Here is a 16,458-nt window from a genome sequence, read left to right on the forward strand (position 1 = left end):
TTTAGAACGCTGCTCTAACAGGTTAGAGTGCCGCTCTAACGTCGGAGGAGGTGCCCACCCCATGCGACTGACCCCCACCGAGCGCGACCGGCTGCTGCTCTTCGGAGCCGCCGAGCTGGCCCGCGCCCGCCGGGCCCGGGGACTGCGGCTCAACGTGCCCGAGGCGACCGCGCTGATCGCGGACGCCGTCTGCGAGGCCGCCCGGGACGGACGGCGGCTCGCCGAGGCCGTCGAGGCGGCCCGGTCGGTGCTCGGGCCCGAGGACGTGCTGCCGGGCGTGGCGGACGTGGTCACCGAGGTGCACGTGGAGGCCGTCTTCGACGACGGCTCCCGGCTCGCCGTCGTCAACGACCCCATCGGCGGCGGTCAGGGTGCCGGGGCGCCGGGCGCGCTGCTGCCGGGGCCCGCGCACGACGAGCCGGTGGCGGCGGCGCGGCTCACCGTCACCAACACCGCGACCGTGCCGGTCTCCGTCACCTCCCACTTCCACTTCTTCGAGGCCAACCCGCGCCTGGACTTCGTCCGCGAGCGCGCCTACGGGATGCGGCTCGCCGTGCCCGCCGGGTCGTCGGTGCGGTTCGGGCCGGGGGAGAGCGTCGAGGTGGGGCTCGTGCCCATCGGCGGCGCGCGGGTCGCCATCGGGTTCGCCGGGCTGGTCGACGGTCCGCTGGACGCCCCCGGCGCCCGGCAGGAGGCCCTGCGCAGGGCCGCCGCCTGCGGATACCTGGGAGCGTGAGCGTGGACCCGTACGAGTACGCCGCCGTGCACGGGCCGCGCGCCGGGGACCGGATCAGGCTCGGGGACTCCGGGCTGGTCGTCCGCGTCGAGTCCGACGCCCAGCGCCCCGGCGACGAGTTCCTGGCCGGGTTCGGCAAGACCGCCCGCGACGGACTGCACCTCAAGGCCGCCGCCGTCCGCGACACCTGTGACGTCGTCGTCAGCAACGTCGTCGTGATCGACGCCGTGCAGGGCGTACGGAAGGTGTCCATCGGCATCCGCGAGGGCCGGATCCACGCGATCGGGCGGGCCGGGAACCCCGACACCCTCGACGGCGTGGACGTGGTGGTCGGCACCGGCACGTCCATCGTCTCCGGCGAGGGCCTGATCGCCACCGCCGGGGCCGTCGACACCCACGTCCACCTGCTGTCGCCGCGGATCATGGAGGCGTCGCTGGCGTCCGGGGTGACCACGGTCATCGGGCAGGAGTTCGGGCCGGTGTGGGGCGTCGGCGTCAACTCGCCCTGGGCGCTCGGGCACGCGTTCGGCGCCTTCGACGCCTGGCCGGTCAACATCGGGTTCCTCGGCCGGGGTTCGTCGTCCTCCGCCGCCCCCTTGGTGGAGGCCCTCGCGGAGGGCGGCGCCTCCGGGTTCAAGGTGCACGAGGACATGGGCGCCCACACCCGCGCCCTGGACACCGCGCTGCGCGTCGCCGAGGAGTACGACGTCCAGGTGGCCCTGCACAGCGACGGGCTGAACGAGTGCCTCTCCGTGGAGGACACCCTGCGCGTCCTGGACGGCCGCACGATCCACGCCTTCCACATCGAGGGCTGCGGCGGCGGACACGTCCCCAACGTGCTGAAGATGGCGGGCGTCCCGAACGTCATCGGCTCCTCCACCAACCCCACCCTGCCCTTCGGCCGGGACGCGGTCGCCGAGCACTACGGCATGATCGTCGCCGTCCACGACCTGAAGACCGACCTGCCGGGCGACGCCGCCCTGGCCCGCGACCGCATCCGCGCCGGGACCATGGGCGCCGAGGACGTGCTGCACGACCTGGGCGCGATCGGCATCACCTCCTCCGACGCGCAGGGCATGGGCCGGGCGGGCGAGACCATCCGCCGCACCTTCGCCCTGGCCGGGAAGATGAAGGCCCGGTTCGGCGCCCCCGACGACGGCCACGACAACGACCGCGTCCTGCGCTACGTCGCCAAGCTCACGATCAACCCGGCCCTCGCGCACGGCCTCGCCCACGAGGTCGGCTCGATCGAGGTCGGCAAGCTCGCCGACCTCGTGCTGTGGCGACCCGAGTTCTTCGGCGCGAAACCGCAGCTCGTCCTGAAGGCGGGGTTCCCGGCGTACGGCGTGGTCGGCGACCCGAACGCCGCCACCGACACCTGCGAACCCCTCGTCCTCGGACCGCAGTTCGGCGCGCACGGCGCCACCCCGGCCGAGATCTCCGTCGCCTTCGTCGCCCGGGCCGCCGTGGACCAGGGCGGCGACCGGCTGCCGACCCGCCGCCGCCGGGTCGCGGTGCGCGGCACCCGCGGCATCGGACCGGCCGACCTGCGACGGAACACCCGTACCGGAGAAGTCGACGTGGACCAGCGCACCGGCCTGGTCACCCTCGACGGGGAGCCGCTGCGCTCGGAACCGGCCGACTCGGTCGCCCTGAACCGCCTCTACTTCCTCTAGGACCCCCGATGACCTTCCGTATGCCGCCCGAGTGGGCCCCGCACGAGCGCACCTGGATGGCCTGGCCCGGCGCCAACCCGACCTTCGACGACCCCGCCGGGCTGGCCGCGGCACGGGCCGCGTGGGCGTCGGTCGCCCGCGCCGTCCGCCGCTTCGAGCCGGTGACCGTGGTGTGCGGCCCCGGCCAGTCGGCGGAGGCCCGCGCGCTGCTCGGCGACGGCGTCGACACCGTCGAGCGGGAACTCGACGACGCCTGGATGCGGGACGTCGGGCCCACCTTCCTCACCGACGGACGAGGGCAACTCGCCGCCGTCGACTGGACGTTCAACGGCTGGGGCGCGCAGGAGTGGGCCCGCTGGGAGCACGACGCGAAGGTCGCCGCGCACGTCGCGGACCTCGCGGGCGCCACGACGACGTACACCTCGCCGCTGGTCAACGAGGGCGGCGCGATCCACGTCGACGGCGAGGGCACGGTCCTGCTGACGGAGACCGTGCAGCTCGGCCCCGAGCGCAACCCGGGCTGGACCAAGGCCGAGGTCGAGGCCGAGGTCCACGCCCGGCTCGGCACCAGCAAGGCGATCTGGCTGCCGCGCGGCCTCACCGCCGACTACCCCCCGTACGGCTACGGCACCCTCGGGCACGTCGACATCGTCGCCGCGTTCGCCCGCCCCGGGGTGGTCGTCGCCCACCACCAGCCCGACCCCGCGCACCCCGACCACGAGGTCACGCGGGAGGTCATCGGCCTGCTGCGGGCGCGGACCGACGCCCGGGGCCGCCCGCTGGAGGTGGTGGAGGTGCCCGCCCCGACCGTCCTGGAGGCCGACGGGCACTGGGCCGACTACTCCTACGTCAACCACTACCTCTGCAACGGCGGCGTCGTGCTCTGCGGCTTCGACGACCCCCGGGACGAGACCGCCGCGGCCATCTTCCGGCGCCTCTTCCCCGACCGGACGGTCACCCTCGTCGACGCGCGTACGATCTTCGCCGGTGGCGGAGGCATCCACTGCGTCACCCAGCAGCAGCCGAGGACCTGGGGCCTGTCGTTCGGATCAGGTCGCAGGGCATCGGCGGTGGCTGTGCAGCGCCGCGTCTGCGGCATGATCCAAACGACCGGACCTAGGAGCGAGTGAGATGGCCGGTGTGCGGCGCAGGCCCGCCCCGCCCCGCGAGGACGTCCTCGCCACCGCCATGGCGATGATCGCGGAACGCGGTCTGGAGAAGCTGACCATGGCCGCGCTCGGCCGTGAGGTCGGCATGAGCAGCGGCCACCTGCTGTACTACTTCGGCTCCAAGGACGAACTCCTCCTGCGCACCCTGGAGTGGAGCGAGGGACGCCTCGGCGTGGAGCGCGGACGGTTGCTCACCCGGGCCGCGCCCGCCCGCGAACGGCTCGCCGCCTACGTCGACCTGTACCTGCCCGACGGCCACCGCGACCCGCACTGGACGCTGTGGCTGGAGGTCTGGAACCGCTCGGGGAACGCCGACGACGCCGCCCACGAGCGCCAGGCCGCCATCGAGGGGGCCTGGCACCGCGACCTGGTGGCGCTGCTCACCGAGGGCATGGCGGACGGCGCGTTCCGCCCGGTGGACGCCGACCGCTTCGCCACCCGGCTGCGCGCGCTCCTGGACGGCTTCTCCCTCCACGTCGCCCTCGGCCCGCGCGGCACGGACCGCACACGGATCCTGGGGCACGTGCGGGAGTTCCTGGACGCGTCCCTGTCGCCGCCCCGACCTCACCCGCCCGCATCCTGAGACAACGGTGAGATCCGGTCAACGGCTGTGCCAGACTGCCCCCGTGCTCTCGTTCGCCATGATTATTGGCAGCAGGCGCGCCGGTCCGCAGTGACCGCCACGTACGACCAGGTACGGGCGGCCACCGTCGTCCTCGACCCGCGCGCAGACCTCTCGCACCCGCGAGGGGTTTTTCTTTTGCCCGGACCACCGCATACCGGGCAAGGAGCGTAAGGGATCATAAGAAGGACGGTGGAGCCGGTCATTCCGGTAGACCGAGATCAACTCAGGAGCCTTCAGACCATGACCGAGACGGCAACCAGCGAGCTGGACGACTCATTCCACGTCTTCGACACCACCCTGCGCGACGGCGCGCAGCGGGAGGGCATCAACCTCACCGTCGCGGACAAGCTGACCATCGCACGGCACCTGGACGACTTCGGCGTGGGCTTCATCGAGGGCGGCTGGCCCGGCGCCAACCCGCGGGACACCGAGTTCTTCGCCCGTGCCCAGCAGGAGATCGACTTCCGGCACGCCCAACTGGTCGCCTTCGGCGCGACCCGTCGCGCGGGCACCACGGCGGCCGACGACCCGCAGGTCAGAGCGCTGCTGGAGTCCGGCGCCCCGGTGGTCACGCTGGTCGCCAAGTCCCACGACCGGCATGTGGAACTGGCCCTGCGCACCACCCTCGACGAGAACCTGGCGATGGTCCGCGACACCGTCTCCTTCCTCCGCGAGCAGGGCCGCCGGGTCTTCGTCGACTGCGAGCACTTCTTCGACGGCTACCGCGCCAACCCGGAGTACGCCAAGGCCGTCGTCCGCACCGCGTCCGAGGCGGGCGCCGACGTGGTGATCCTCTGCGACACCAACGGCGGGATGCTCCCGGCGCAGGTGCAGGCGGTCGTCGCGACGGTGCTGGCCGACACCGGCGCCCGGCTCGGCATCCACGCCCAGGACGACACCGGCTGCGCGGTCGCCAACACCCTCGCCGCGGTCGACGCGGGCGCCACCCACGTGCAGTGCACGGCCAACGGCTACGGCGAGCGCGTCGGCAACGCCAACCTGTTCCCCGTGGTCGCGGCCCTGGAGCTGAAGTACGGCAAGAAGGTCCTCCCCGACGGCCGGCTGAGGGAGATGACCCGGGTCTCGCACGCCATCGCCGAGGTCGTCAACCTCACCCCCTCCACCCACCAGCCCTACGTGGGTGTCTCCGCGTTCGCCCACAAGGCGGGCCTGCACGCCTCCGCGATCAAGGTCGACCCGGACCTCTACCAGCACATCGACCCCGAGCAGGTCGGCAACACCATGCGGATGCTGGTCTCCGACATGGCGGGCCGCGCCTCCATCGAGCTGAAGGGCCGGGAACTCGGCATCGACCTCGGCGGCGACCGCGAGCTGGTCGGCCGGGTCGTCGAGCGGGTCAAGGACCGCGAACTCAACGGCTACACCTACGAGGCCGCCGACGCCTCCTTCGAACTGCTGCTGCGCGCCGAGGTGCAGGGCGGCAAGCCGCCGCGCTACTTCGAGGTCGAGTCCTGGCGGGCCATCGTCGAGGACCGCCCCGACGGCACCCACGCCAACGAGGCCACCGTCAAGCTCTGGGCCAAGGGCGAGCGCATCGTCGCCACCGCCGAGGGCAACGGCCCCGTCAACGCCCTCGACCGCGCGCTGCGGGTGGCCCTGGAGAAGATCTACCCCCAGCTCGCCAAGCTCGACCTGGTCGACTACAAGGTCCGCATCCTGGAGGGCGTCCACGGCACCCAGTCCACCACCCGCGTCCTGATCTCCACGAGCGACGGCTCGGGCGAGTGGTCGACGGTGGGCGTGGCGGAGAACGTCATCGCGGCGTCCTGGCAGGCCTTGGAGGACGCGTACACGTACGGCTTGCTCAGGGCGGGAGTAGAGCCCGCGGAGTGAGCGGAGGCGGGTCGGCTCGCGCCCGCGGGGGCGCGGGGAACCGCGCGACCAGCCACCGACGCCCCGCACCCGACGACCACGAGTACCCCCGGCGCCCCCGGCGCGAAGCGCACGTCCCCGCGCCGGGGGCGCAGGCCCGTTTCTCCCCGAAATCGGGTAACTTCGAACATATGAAGGCCGCGCCGCGTACGTCCGCCCGCCTGCTCCTGTCGACCTTGATCGCCGCCGTGGCGATCCTGCTGGCCGGTGCGTCGCACGCCCACGCCGCCACCGACCTCTCCGACGTGGCCAAGGCCCTCCGCGACGGCCCCGTCTACGTCGACCCCGCGGCCTCCGACCAGCTCTCCGCCGCGGACGCGGACGCCCTGGCCGCCAAGATCGAGGACGCCGACAAGCCGGTCTTCGTGGCGGTCCTCCCCGAGGGCTATCCCACCGAGGACCTCTTCCGGAACCTCCGCACCGAGACCGGCGTCACCGGCCTGTACGCCATCAGGCTCGGCGACGCGTTCGACGCCCGCGCCGACGGCAGCGTGCTGAGCCAGCAGGGCGTGTCCAACCTGGTCGCCTCGGTACAGGGCGCGGGGGACGCCAAGGCCCAGCTCAACGACTTCGTCGACGGCGCGCTGCGCAACGTCGGCGGCTCGGCGCCGAGCAGCTGGAGCGGCGGCGACGGCGCCGAGGGCGTGTCCACCGGCGGTCTGATCACGCTCGGCGCGGTGCTGGTGGCCGGGGGCGCGGGCGCGTACACGCTGGTGCGCCGCAACCGCCGTCGGCACGCGGAGGAGCAGCGGGCCGCGCTGGAGAAGCTGCGGGTGGTAGTGGACGAGGACATCACCGCGTTCGGCGAGGAGCTGGACCGCCTCGACTTCCACCCCGGTGGGCCGGGCGCCACGGACGCGATGCGCGAGGACTACGAGCACGCCCTCGACGCCTACGAGACGGCCAAGTCGCACATGGCGGCGGCGCTGAAACCGGAGGACGTCCGCCCGGTCACCCAGTCCCTGGACGACGGCCGCTTCGCGCTGGCCCGGCTGGCCGCCCGCCGTGCGGGCCGCCCGCTGCCGGAGCGCCGTCCGCCGTGCTTCTTCGACCCACGGCACGGACTGTCGGTCGCGGACACCGAGTGGGCCCCGCTGGGCGGCACCCCGCGCGACGTGCCGGTCTGCGCCGTCGACCAGGCCCGGCTCGCCGAGGGCCGGGACCCGCTGGCCCGCGAGGTGGTCACCGAGTCCGGCACCCGCCGCCCGTACTGGGAGGCGGGCCCCGCCTACGGCCCGTGGGCGGGCGGCTACTACGGCAGCGGCCTGCTCCCGGCGCTGCTCGTCGGCACCCTGCTGGGCAACATGATGGCGACCTCGGCGTACGCCGCCGACTACGGCTCCGGGTACGGCGACTTCGGCGGCTACGAGGGCGGCGACGTCTCCGGGGCGGACTTCAGCGGCGGTGACTTCGGCGGCGGTTTCGGCGGGGGCGGCGACTTCGGCGGCGGGTTCGGGGGAGGGGACTTCGGCGGCGGCTTCTGAAGCCCCCTCCGGGACCGGCCTCAGGCGTTGCGGATCGCCGAGACGTCGAAGTTCAGCTTGATCTTGTCGGAGACCAGGAAGCCGCCGGTCTCCAGCGCCGCGTTCCAGGTCAGGCCCCACTCGGAGCGCAGGATCGTGGCCTTGCCCTCGAAGCCGACGCGCTCGTTGCCGAACGGGTCCTTCGCGGCGCCGTTGAACTCCAGGTCGACGGTGATCGGCCTGGTGACGCCGAGGAGTGACAGGTCGCCGGTGACGCGGTAGTCGTCGCCGCCCAGCGACTCGGCCGAGGTGGACCGGAAGGTCATGGTCGGGAACTCGTCGATCTTGAAGAAGTCGGCGCTCTTCAGGTGGCCGTCGCGGTCGGCGTTGCCGGTGTCGATGCTCGCCATCTGCACGTCGATCGACGCGGTGGACTTGGCCGGGTCGCCGCCGTCCAGGTGCAGGGTGCCGGTGAAGTCGAGGAACTTGCCCTTGACGTTGGTGACCATGGCGTGCCGGGCGACGAAGCCGATGGTGGTGTGGGCGGGGTCGATGGTGTAGTCACCGGTCAGGGCGGTGAGGTTCTGGTCGCTCATGATGTCTCCCAAGGGGTTGCGGGCGGCTCGGAGGAGAACCGCGGGGCCAGTAAGTTGAACATTCAACGAGCCTAACGTGGTCGACGGTAGACCTATTCCCTCCGGCTTTCAACGTCATCGGCGGGTGTCGCGGTTGGATCATCCGGCCCAGTGGTACCCAGTGACCGTGGACTCGGTCGCCGTCCTGGTCGAGCTGACGCGGAACGCCATGTCAGGGGGCCAGGTCAAGAGCTGGGAGCGGTTCGCGGAGAGCGCCGCCGGGCTCCCCGACGGCCTCGTGCCCGACCTCACCGTGTACTTCCTGGGGGAGCGGGACCACGTGGAGACCCTGGCGCCGCACGTCCGGTTCGTCATGCTCCGGCCGGTGCTCGGCACCGCCCGGCTCAGCTCCGCCGAGGGGGCCGGGGACGCCACCGACCTCGCCCCGTACCACCCGCGTCTCGCCGCCCTGCTGCCCCGGCACGACGTCTGGCACCTCACCCACAGCTTCGCCTACGCCACCACGGCCGTCCGGCTGGCCCGCGCCGCCGCCCGCAGGGGCGACCCGGTGCCCCGGCTGGTGGCGTCGGTGCACACCGACGTCCCCAGGCTGGCCGCGGTCTACACCCGCCACCTCGCCGACCGCGCGCTGCCGCTGCCCGGCCACCACCCCGGCGACGTCCTCGCCGACCAGGCCGAACGCTGGCTGCGGCGCCGCCGCGACCGGCTGCTGGGCGCCTGCGAACGCGTCCTCGTCCCCACCCCGGCCGGACGCGCCGAGCTGGCCCCGCTGCTCGGCCCGCACCGCGTCGGCCCGCTGCGCCGCGGCACCGACCACGACCGCTTCCACCCCGACCCCACCGCCCGCGCCCTGCTCACCCACCGCCACGGCCTGCCCGCCGACCGCCCGCTGGTGCTGTTCGCGGGCCGCCTGGACGCCTCCAAGGGGCTGCCCCTGCTGGCGCACGCCCTGCGGCTGCTGCGCGACCGGGGCGACGCCGCGCACCTCGTGATGGTGGGCTCCGGCGCGGAGACCGGCGCCGTCCACCGGCTGCTCGGCGCCGACGCCACCCTGCTCGGCCCGCTCCCGCAGGACCGGCTCGCCGAGGTGTACGCGGGCTGCGACGTGTTCGCCTTCCCGTCCCGCACCGAGACCTGCGGCAACGTCGTCGCCGAGGCGATGGCCAGCGGCCTCGCGGTCCTGCTCCCCGAGGGCGCCACGACCACCCAGTGGCTGAGCGCCCCCGGCCGGGACGGGATCGTCGTACCCGCCGACGACCCGCACACCTGGGCCGACGCCCTGGCCACGCTCGTCACCGACCCCCACCACCTGACCGGGGTCCGCCGGGCCGCCGCCGCCACGGCCCGTCACCACCACCCCACCTGGACCCGGGTCCTCACCGAGGACCTCCTGCCGCACTGGACCCGCCCGAGCCCGGACGACCACACACCCCCGGCCCACGCCGCGTGAACCCCGGCTCCGGCCCCCGCCCGTGCAGCGCCGCGACCACCCGCGAGGTGTCCAGCGCCACCACCCCCGCCACCACGCACACCAGCCCCGTCACCGTGACCGCGCTGACCGGCCACCCGGTGCTGACCGTCTCGCCGAAGAGCAGGGTCCCGACGGTCACCGCGACCACCGGCTCGGCCGCGTCGATCACCGGCACGCTCGCCGCCAACGGCCCCTGCTGGAAAGCGCTCTGGATCAGCAGCAGCCCCCCGACGCTGGCGACGACCAGCGCGTACGTCTGCCAGGCGGCCAGCGCCGAGAGGAGCCCGTGCCGCAGCCGGTCCACGGTCGCCGCGAGCAGCACCGACTGGGTGCCCATCACCGCCCCCGCCGCCAGCGCGGTAGCCGACGCCCGCCACGGCCCCGACAGCCCCCGCCCCACCGCCAACGCCAGCACCACCAGCGCCCCGGTCGCCCCCAGCACCAGCAGCCACGCCCCCCACCCCGCCGCCTCCGGACGCCCGCCCCGCGGCCGGGCCGACGCCAGCGCCAGTGCCAGCCCCCCGGCCACCGCCACCGTGCCCAGCCACTCCCGGCGCCCCAGCCGGATCCGGTACAGCCGCGCCGACAACGGCACCGCGAACACCAGCTCCGCCACGATCAACGGCTGGACGAGGCTCAGCGGCCCGAACGCCAGGGCCAGCGACTGGAAGCCGTACGCGAGCACCGCGAGACCGATGCCGCACAGCCACAGCCGGTCCCGCACCAACTGGCCGAGGAGCCGCGGGGAGAGCGCCTCGTCGTCCGGACGCGCCGCCGCGGCCCGCTGCTGGAACACCCCCGCGACGGCGAAGCAGCCGCCCGCCGCGAGCGCCGCCGGGACCGCGATCCCGACCACCGCTGCGGCCTACTCGGCGACCCGGCGGCTCGGCGCGCCCTGCGTCGCCCCGCGCGTGTGGACGTACAACTGCCGCCGGTCGCCGACGTCGAGCCGCTTCGGCAGCGGCAGCTCGTGGCGGACCGGCATCCGGTGGTCGGCGAGCTGGCGCTCGGGGTTGTAGACCTTGTTGAACTTCCACAGCATCCGGGCGAAGTTGGTCTGCCCGTGCAACAGGTTGCGCCCCAGGATCCGGGCCGCCCCGAACGCGGTGCGCAGCCCTAGGTGCTTGCGGTTGATCACCGCCTGGGTGCGCACCAGCTCCTCGTAGAACCGGCCCAGCGGCAGCGTCGTCGGCACCACGGCGTGCTGGATGTCGAAGAGGCGGTAGTCGCGGGTGGTCAGCCGCCGCGACTCGGTGTGCCAGATCTCCGTGCCGGGGTACGGCGTCATCACGGTGAAGTGCACGATCTCCGGCACGGCGAGCGCGAACTCCCGCACCACCCGGAACTGCTCCTCGTCCCAGGCGGGGTCGACGATGAGGTTGATGGCGACCGTGATGCCGATCTTGCGGGCCACCTCCAGCGCCTTGATGTTCTCGTCCGGACTGACCCGCTTGCGGTACAGGTCGAGGCCCGCCGCGTCGATGGCCTCCATCCCCAGGAACATGTAGCGCAGCCCCAGCCGGGCCCACCGCTCGAAGACCTCCGGGTGGCGCAGCAGCACGTCGCTGCGGGTCTCCAGGTAGTACTGCTTGCGGATGCCGCGCCGCTCCACCTCCGCGGCGATCGCGTTCCCGTGCTCCGGCCGGATGAACGCCACGTCGTCGACGATGAACACGTTCGGCTCCCGGATGCTCGCCAGCTCCGCCGCGGCGGCCTCCGGGGACGCCTTGCGGTAGCTGCGGCCGTAGAACGTCCACGCCGAGCAGAACGAGCAGTCCCACGGGCAGCCGCGGGTGAACTCGATCGACGCGCACGGGTCGAGTTCGCCGATGAAGTAGCGGCGGCGGTTGCGCATCAGGTCGCGTGCCGGGAGCGGAGAGTCGATGCTGTGCAGCATCAGCGGCGCGGGCCCCCGCCCCGAAGCCGTCACGATGCCCGGCACACCGTCCACCCCGCCGTCCCGTACGGCGTCCAGCAGCGGCGCGATCACCGGCTCGCCCTCGCCGCGCACCACGGCGTCCACGGCGCCGTCCGCCTGCTGGAGCACCTCCTCGGCGACGAAGGACACGCTGTGCCCGCCGAAGAAGACGAAGCAGCCCGGCACCACCCGCTTCACCCGGGTGGCCAGCTCGATCGCCTCGGGGATGTTCGCCAGGTAGTTGAGCGAGATGCCGAGCGCCTGCGGCCGGAAGGACATCACCTCACGGCGCAACCGGTCCTGACTGAGCACCTGGAGGTCCACCACCCGCACCGTGTGCCCGGCGTCGCGGGCCGCGCCCGCCACCCGTTCCAGGCCGAGCGGTTCGAGCCGCAGGAAGATCTCGGAGTACATCAGGGCGCTGGGGTGGACGAGCAGCACGCGCATGGTCACCTCGCCACGGGGGCCGACAGAAGGGTCTCCCCTTCGTATCCCGGTGGGCGGGCCCGCGCACCGCCCGTACCGCCGCCTGGCGGCACCGCGCGGCCCGCAGGGGTGGTCCGGCGCCCGCGGCGCTTCGGTCGCGGGACCCGGCCGGGTGGCCGATATTCGTACGAACGGCTCCACCGCTGGCGCCGGGCGCCCCGGTGGCGGTGTCCTGGGAAGCGGGAGGGCCCCGCATTCGGGACAGCCCGGGCACGACCCCACCCCCCGCCCCGGGCCGCCCCACCGGACCAACAGCCAGGGAGACCGCCAAGTGACCCAGACCGGCTCCGGCCCCGGACCCGTCCACGACTCGGCCACCAGCGCCACCAGGCTGCCGGGCCGCGCCTCCGGACCGCCCCCGCCGCCGCCCCCCGACACCCCGGTGGCGCTGGTCACCGGCGCCTCCTCCGGCATCGGGGCCGCGACCGCGCGGCGGTTCGCCGCCGAGGGCTGGCGGCTGGTGCTGACCGGACGGCACCGGGGGCGGCTCGCGGAGACCGCCCGGGGGACCGGGGCCGTCGTGCTGCCCGCCGACCTCACCGAGCCGGAGGGGCCGCGCCGGGTCGCCCGGGAGGCGCTGGGGGCCGCGGGCCGGGTCGACGTGCTCGTGGCGGGGGCGGGCATCGGCTGGGCCGGGCCGTTCCTGACGATGCGGCACACGGACATCGACCACGTCCTCGACACCGACCTCAACGCCACCCTCCACCTCGTCCGCGAGGTGCTCCCGGCCATGGTCGCCGCCGGACGCGGCCGGGTCGTGCTGGTCGGCTCCGTCGCGGGTAGCGTGGGCGTCCGCGACGAGGCGGTGTACTCCGCCGCCAAGGCGGGCACGGCCGCGTTCGCCGAGGCGCTGCGCCAGGAGCTGCGTGGCACCGGCGTCGGCGTCACCCTCGTCGTACCCGGCCCGGTGGACACCGCGTTCTTCGACCGGCGCGGCACCCCGTACCGGCGTTCCCGCCCCCGCCCCACCTCCGCGGGCCGGGTCGCGGGCGCGGTCTGGGACGCCGTACGGCACGGCCGCGACGACGTCCACGTCCCCGGCTGGCTCACCCTGCCGGGGCGGGTACGCGGCCTCGCGCCGGGCCTGTACCGTCGGTTGCTGCACCGGTTCGGCTGACCGGGTGGTCCAGGGAGCCTCGATTGCGGCTCGATCCCGTTTCTTGTCCGGCCCCTACAACCGGAGACCCCTCTGACCAGTCGAAACGGCACTGTCCCTGGGTGGTTCTGTTCAGTCGTACCAGGAAAACAGGCCGGAGACTGTACAGAGTCGACGGCCCCCTTTCCTTGCTCTGCTTCGTAAGGTCGCTACATGACCGTTTTGGATGAGGCACCGGGTGAGCCGGCGGACGCGCGCGGACGAGTAGCCGAGCTGCACGAGATCCGTGCGCAGGCGCTGGCCGGTCCCAGCGAGAAGGCGACGGCGGCGCAGCACGCCAAGGGCAAGCTGACGGCCCGTGAGCGCATCGAGCTGCTGCTGGACCCCGGCACCTTCCACGAGGTCGAGCAACTGCGGCGGCACCGGGCGACCGGCTTCGGCCTGGAGGCCAAGAAGCCGTACACCGACGGCGTCATCACCGGCTGGGGCACCGTCGAGGGCCGCACGGTCTTCGTCTACGCCCATGACTTCCGCATCTTCGGCGGCGCGCTGGGCGAGGCCCACGCCAAGAAGATCCACAAGATCATGGACATGGCCATCACGGCCGGGGCGCCGCTGGTCTCCCTCAACGACGGCGCGGGCGCCCGCATCCAGGAGGGCGTCGTCGCCCTCGCGGGCTACGGCGGCATCTTCCAGCGCAACACCAAGGCGTCCGGGGTGATCCCGCAGATCTCCGTGATGCTCGGCCCGTGCGCGGGCGGCGCGGCCTACAGCCCCGCCCTCACCGACTTCGTCTTCATGGTCCGCGAGACCTCCCAGATGTTCATCACCGGCCCGGACGTCGTCAAGGCGGTCACCGGCGAGGAGATCACCCAGAACGGCCTCGGCGGCGCCGACGTGCACGCCGAGACCTCCGGCGTCGCGCACTTCGCCTACGACGACGAGGAGACCTGCATCGCCGAGGTGCGGTACCTCCTCTCGCTGCTCCCGCAGAACAACCGGGAGAACCCGCCCCGCGCCGAGTCCTCCGACGCCCCCGACCGCCGCTCCGACGTCCTGCTCGACCTGGTCCCGGCGGACGGCAACCGGCCGTACGACATGGCCAAGGTCATCGAGGAGATCGTCGACGACGGCGACTACCTGGAGGTGCACGAGCGCTGGGCCCGCAACATCATCTGCGCGCTGGCCCGGATGGACGGCCAGGTCGTCGGCATCGTCGCCAACCAGCCCCAGGTCCTCGCGGGCGTCCTGGACATCGAGGCGTCGGAAAAAGCTGCGCGCTTTGTCCAGATGTGTGACGCTTTTAACATCCCGATCGTCACGTTCCTGGACGTCCCCGGGTTCCTCCCGGGCGTCGACCAGGAGCACGGCGGGATCATCCGGCACGGCGCGAAGCTGCTGTACGCCTACTGCAACGCCACCGTGCCGAGGATCTCGCTGATTCTGCGCAAGGCGTACGGAGGTGCGTACATCGTGATGGACAGCCAGTCCATCGGCGCGGACCTGACCTTCGCCTGGCCGACGAACGAGATCGCCGTGATGGGCGCCGAGGGCGCCGCGGGCGTCATCTTCCGCCGTCAGATCGCCTCGGCCGAGGACCCCGAGGCGATGCGCCAGAAGATGGTCAAGGAGTACAAGTCCGAGCTGATGCACCCGTACTACGCGGCGGAGCGCGGCCTGGTGGACGACGTCATCGATCCGGCCGAGACCCGCGAGGTGCTCATCAGGTCGCTGGCGATGCTGCACAGCAAGCACGCCGACCTGCCCTCCCGCAAGCACGGCAACCCGCCGCAGTAACCGGTCGTTCCCGGCACGGCAACCCCCCAGACGTCTGACTCCCGGAGACTGACACCCATGGACGCCCCTGACATCCGCGTAGAGAAGGGCCACGCCGAGCCCGAGGAAGTCGCCGCCCTCACGGCGATCCTCCTGGCCCGCGCCGCCGCCCACAGCGCCACTCCGACCCCCGCCCACCGCGGCCGGGCCAGAGCCCCCTGGCGCCGCCTGGAACGCGAGAACGGCTTCCGCGCCCCCCACAGCTGGCGCTGAGGACAGACACAGAGAAGGGCTCCCTCCCAAGAGAGGGGGCCCTTCTGCCGTTAGGGGCGCGGGACCCGCGCGACAGGCCCCGGACTGCCCGCGGCCGGCGACGAAACCGCCCGGGGCAGCCCAGCAGCCGCGGAAACCTACCGCAACCGCGCCATGAGCGCGTGCTCGACCAACGTGATCAACGTCGACTTCGCATCGGCCCGGTGCCGCGCGTCCGTCGTGATGATCGGCGTGTCGGGCCCGATCTGCAACGCCTCCCGTACCTCTTCCGGCTGGTACGGCTGCTGCCCGTCGAACCCGTTCAGCGCGATGACGAACGGCAGCCCGCTGTTCTCGAAGTAGTCGACCGCGGGGAAGCAGTCGGCGAGGCGCCGGGTGTCCACCAGGACCACCGCGCCGATCGCGCCGCGCACCAGGTCGTCCCACATGAACCAGAACCGGTCCTGGCCGGGCGTACCGAACAGGTAGAGGATCAGGTCCTGGTCCAGGGTGATGCGGCCGAAGTCCATGGCGACCGTCGTGGTCGTCTTGTCCCCGGTATGGGTGAGGTCGTCGATGCCTGCCGAAGCAGACGTCATGACGGCCTCCGTGCGCAGCGGATTGATCTCCGAGACGGCGCCGACGAACGTGGTCTTGCCCACGCCGAAGCCGCCGGCCACCACGATTTTCGCGGACGTGGTGGAGCGGGAAGGCCCTCCGCTAGAGCTTGCGAAGTCCACTGAGCACCCTTTCGAGCAGTGTCACGTCTGGCTGGCCGCCGGCGCTCTCGTCGCCGCCGGGCTGATGGATGGCGACCAGGCCCGCCTCCGCCAAGTCGGCGACGAGGATCCTGGCCACGCCGAGAGGGATCGTGAGCAGGGCGGAGATCTCCGCCACCGACTTGATCTCCCGGCACAGGTTGCAGATCCGCTGATGCTCGGGCAGCTGGCCCTGCATCTGGTGCGGCTGCGCTGTGGTGTGCACCAGCGCCTCGATGGCGAGCTGGTAACGGGGCCTGGTACGACCGCCCGTCATGGCGTACGGACGCACCAGGGGGTTGTGCGACGCCCCGGCGGGCGCTGGCTCAGTGGTGCGGTGATGCGGCTGCACGGGCTGGATGCGCGGTGCCTGCGGCTGGTCGTACTGGCCGGGGCCGGGGCCCTGGGGCGAGTACGGACGCCGGTGGCCGGGGGTGGAGGGGAAGTCGTACCGGTTCTGGGCGCCGTCGTGCTGGCCCTGGGCAGGGCCGTACGGCCAGTCGCCCGTAGATGAACCGCCTGGGGGTGTTGCCACTTTCTCCT

The 16,458-nt window shown here is 73.0% G+C and carries 15 protein-coding genes; 10 read left to right on the forward strand and 5 right to left on the reverse strand.

What is annotated here, in order from left to right:
• The first annotated feature begins 61 nt into the window (after positions 1-61).
• The 6 genes from ureA to ABZ659_RS00430 all read left to right on the forward strand — a co-directional run bounded on the left by ureA (position 62) and on the right by ABZ659_RS00430 (position 7,583).
• Positions 62-736, forward strand: coding sequence for an urease subunit gamma (ureA, locus tag ABZ659_RS00405; protein ID WP_360211891.1), 675 nt, complete (start codon positions 62-64; stop codon positions 734-736).
• A complete protein-coding gene (locus tag ABZ659_RS00410; protein WP_360211893.1) occupies positions 733-2,412 on the forward strand; it encodes an urease subunit alpha in 1,680 nt (559 codons plus the stop codon). Before ureA ends, ABZ659_RS00410 begins: the two co-directional genes overlap by 4 nt.
• Before the next feature lie 8 nt (positions 2,413-2,420).
• Positions 2,421-3,542 carry an agmatine deiminase family protein gene (locus ABZ659_RS00415; RefSeq protein ID WP_360211895.1) on the forward strand — a complete coding sequence of 374 codons (1,122 nt, stop codon included), beginning with the start codon at positions 2,421-2,423 and terminating at the stop codon, positions 3,540-3,542.
• 1 nt (position 3,543) lies between these two features.
• Positions 3,544-4,164 (forward strand): TetR/AcrR family transcriptional regulator, encoded by a 621-nt coding sequence (locus tag ABZ659_RS00420; protein ID WP_360211897.1) that lies wholly within the window; start codon positions 3,544-3,546, stop codon positions 4,162-4,164.
• Between the two features lie 282 nt (positions 4,165-4,446).
• A complete protein-coding gene (gene cimA / locus ABZ659_RS00425) occupies positions 4,447-6,060 on the forward strand; it encodes a citramalate synthase (protein ID WP_360211899.1) in 1,614 nt (537 codons plus the stop codon).
• A gap of 170 nt (positions 6,061-6,230) precedes the next feature.
• The gene (locus ABZ659_RS00430; RefSeq protein WP_360211901.1) at positions 6,231-7,583 is read left to right on the forward strand and encodes a hypothetical protein; all 1,353 of its coding nucleotides are present in this window, start codon (positions 6,231-6,233) and stop codon (positions 7,581-7,583) included.
• 20 nt (positions 7,584-7,603) lie between these two features.
• Here the strand turns inward: ABZ659_RS00430 and ABZ659_RS00435 are convergent, their stop codons facing one another.
• Entirely contained in the window at positions 7,604-8,158 is a 555-nt protein-coding gene (locus tag ABZ659_RS00435; RefSeq protein ID WP_360211903.1) for a YceI family protein, read from the reverse strand.
• Positions 8,159-8,324: 166 nt separating this feature from the next.
• Here ABZ659_RS00435 and ABZ659_RS00440 point away from each other — a divergent pair, with 166 nt between their 5' ends.
• A complete protein-coding gene (locus ABZ659_RS00440) occupies positions 8,325-9,608 on the forward strand; it encodes a glycosyltransferase (protein ID WP_360211905.1) in 1,284 nt (427 codons plus the stop codon).
• Here ABZ659_RS00440 and ABZ659_RS00445 read toward each other — a convergent pair.
• Entirely contained in the window at positions 9,535-10,485 is a 951-nt protein-coding gene (locus ABZ659_RS00445; RefSeq protein WP_360211907.1) for a DMT family transporter, read from the reverse strand. The two genes, ABZ659_RS00440 and ABZ659_RS00445, sit on opposite strands and share 74 nt — an antisense overlap.
• Before the next feature lie 9 nt (positions 10,486-10,494).
• The gene (hpnR, locus tag ABZ659_RS00450; RefSeq protein ID WP_360211909.1) at positions 10,495-11,994 is read right to left on the reverse strand and encodes a hopanoid C-3 methylase HpnR; all 1,500 of its coding nucleotides are present in this window, start codon (positions 11,992-11,994) and stop codon (positions 10,495-10,497) included.
• Positions 11,995-12,364: 370 nt separating this feature from the next.
• Between hpnR and ABZ659_RS00455 the strand changes: the two genes are divergently transcribed.
• From ABZ659_RS00455 to ABZ659_RS00465, 3 genes are all read left to right on the forward strand, one after another.
• On the forward strand, positions 12,365-13,150 hold the full coding sequence (locus tag ABZ659_RS00455) for an SDR family NAD(P)-dependent oxidoreductase (protein ID WP_360212274.1): 786 nt from the start codon (positions 12,365-12,367) through the stop codon (positions 13,148-13,150).
• 192 nt (positions 13,151-13,342) lie between these two features.
• Positions 13,343-14,926 (forward strand): acyl-CoA carboxylase subunit beta, encoded by a 1,584-nt coding sequence (locus tag ABZ659_RS00460; protein ID WP_360211911.1) that lies wholly within the window; start codon positions 13,343-13,345, stop codon positions 14,924-14,926.
• A gap of 57 nt (positions 14,927-14,983) precedes the next feature.
• Positions 14,984-15,178 carry an acyl-CoA carboxylase subunit epsilon gene (locus ABZ659_RS00465; protein ID WP_360211913.1) on the forward strand — a complete coding sequence of 65 codons (195 nt, stop codon included), beginning with the start codon at positions 14,984-14,986 and terminating at the stop codon, positions 15,176-15,178.
• 137 nt (positions 15,179-15,315) lie between these two features.
• Here the strand turns inward: ABZ659_RS00465 and ABZ659_RS00470 are convergent, their stop codons facing one another.
• Positions 15,316-15,897, reverse strand: coding sequence for an ATP/GTP-binding protein (locus ABZ659_RS00470; RefSeq protein WP_159535964.1), 582 nt, complete (start codon positions 15,895-15,897; stop codon positions 15,316-15,318).
• Entirely contained in the window at positions 15,878-16,450 is a 573-nt protein-coding gene (locus ABZ659_RS00475; RefSeq protein ID WP_360211915.1) for a DUF742 domain-containing protein, read from the reverse strand. The genes ABZ659_RS00470 and ABZ659_RS00475 overlap by 20 nt, the downstream gene beginning before the upstream one ends.
• Between the last annotated feature and the right edge of the window lie 8 nt (positions 16,451-16,458).

It is taken from the genome of Streptomyces sp. NPDC006997, from assembly GCF_040635175.1.
Classification (GTDB): domain Bacteria; phylum Actinomycetota; class Actinomycetes; order Streptomycetales; family Streptomycetaceae; genus Streptomyces.

Coding starts and splice junctions, on each gene's coding strand:
- ABZ659_RS00420 (WP_360211897.1), top strand. CDS start 3,544: ATGGCCGGTGTGCGGCGCAGGCCCGCCCCGCCCCGCGAGGACGTCCTC.
- hpnR (WP_360211909.1), bottom strand. CDS start 11,994: ATGCGCGTGCTGCTCGTCCACCCCAGCGCCCTGATGTACTCCGAGATC.
- ureA (WP_360211891.1), top strand. CDS start 62: ATGCGACTGACCCCCACCGAGCGCGACCGGCTGCTGCTCTTCGGAGCC.
- ABZ659_RS00415 (WP_360211895.1), top strand. CDS start 2,421: ATGACCTTCCGTATGCCGCCCGAGTGGGCCCCGCACGAGCGCACCTGG.
- ABZ659_RS00435 (WP_360211903.1), bottom strand. CDS start 8,158: ATGAGCGACCAGAACCTCACCGCCCTGACCGGTGACTACACCATCGAC.
- ABZ659_RS00430 (WP_360211901.1), top strand. CDS start 6,231: ATGAAGGCCGCGCCGCGTACGTCCGCCCGCCTGCTCCTGTCGACCTTG.
- ABZ659_RS00465 (WP_360211913.1), top strand. CDS start 14,984: ATGGACGCCCCTGACATCCGCGTAGAGAAGGGCCACGCCGAGCCCGAG.
- cimA (WP_360211899.1), top strand. CDS start 4,447: ATGACCGAGACGGCAACCAGCGAGCTGGACGACTCATTCCACGTCTTC.
- ABZ659_RS00460 (WP_360211911.1), top strand. CDS start 13,343: ATGACCGTTTTGGATGAGGCACCGGGTGAGCCGGCGGACGCGCGCGGA.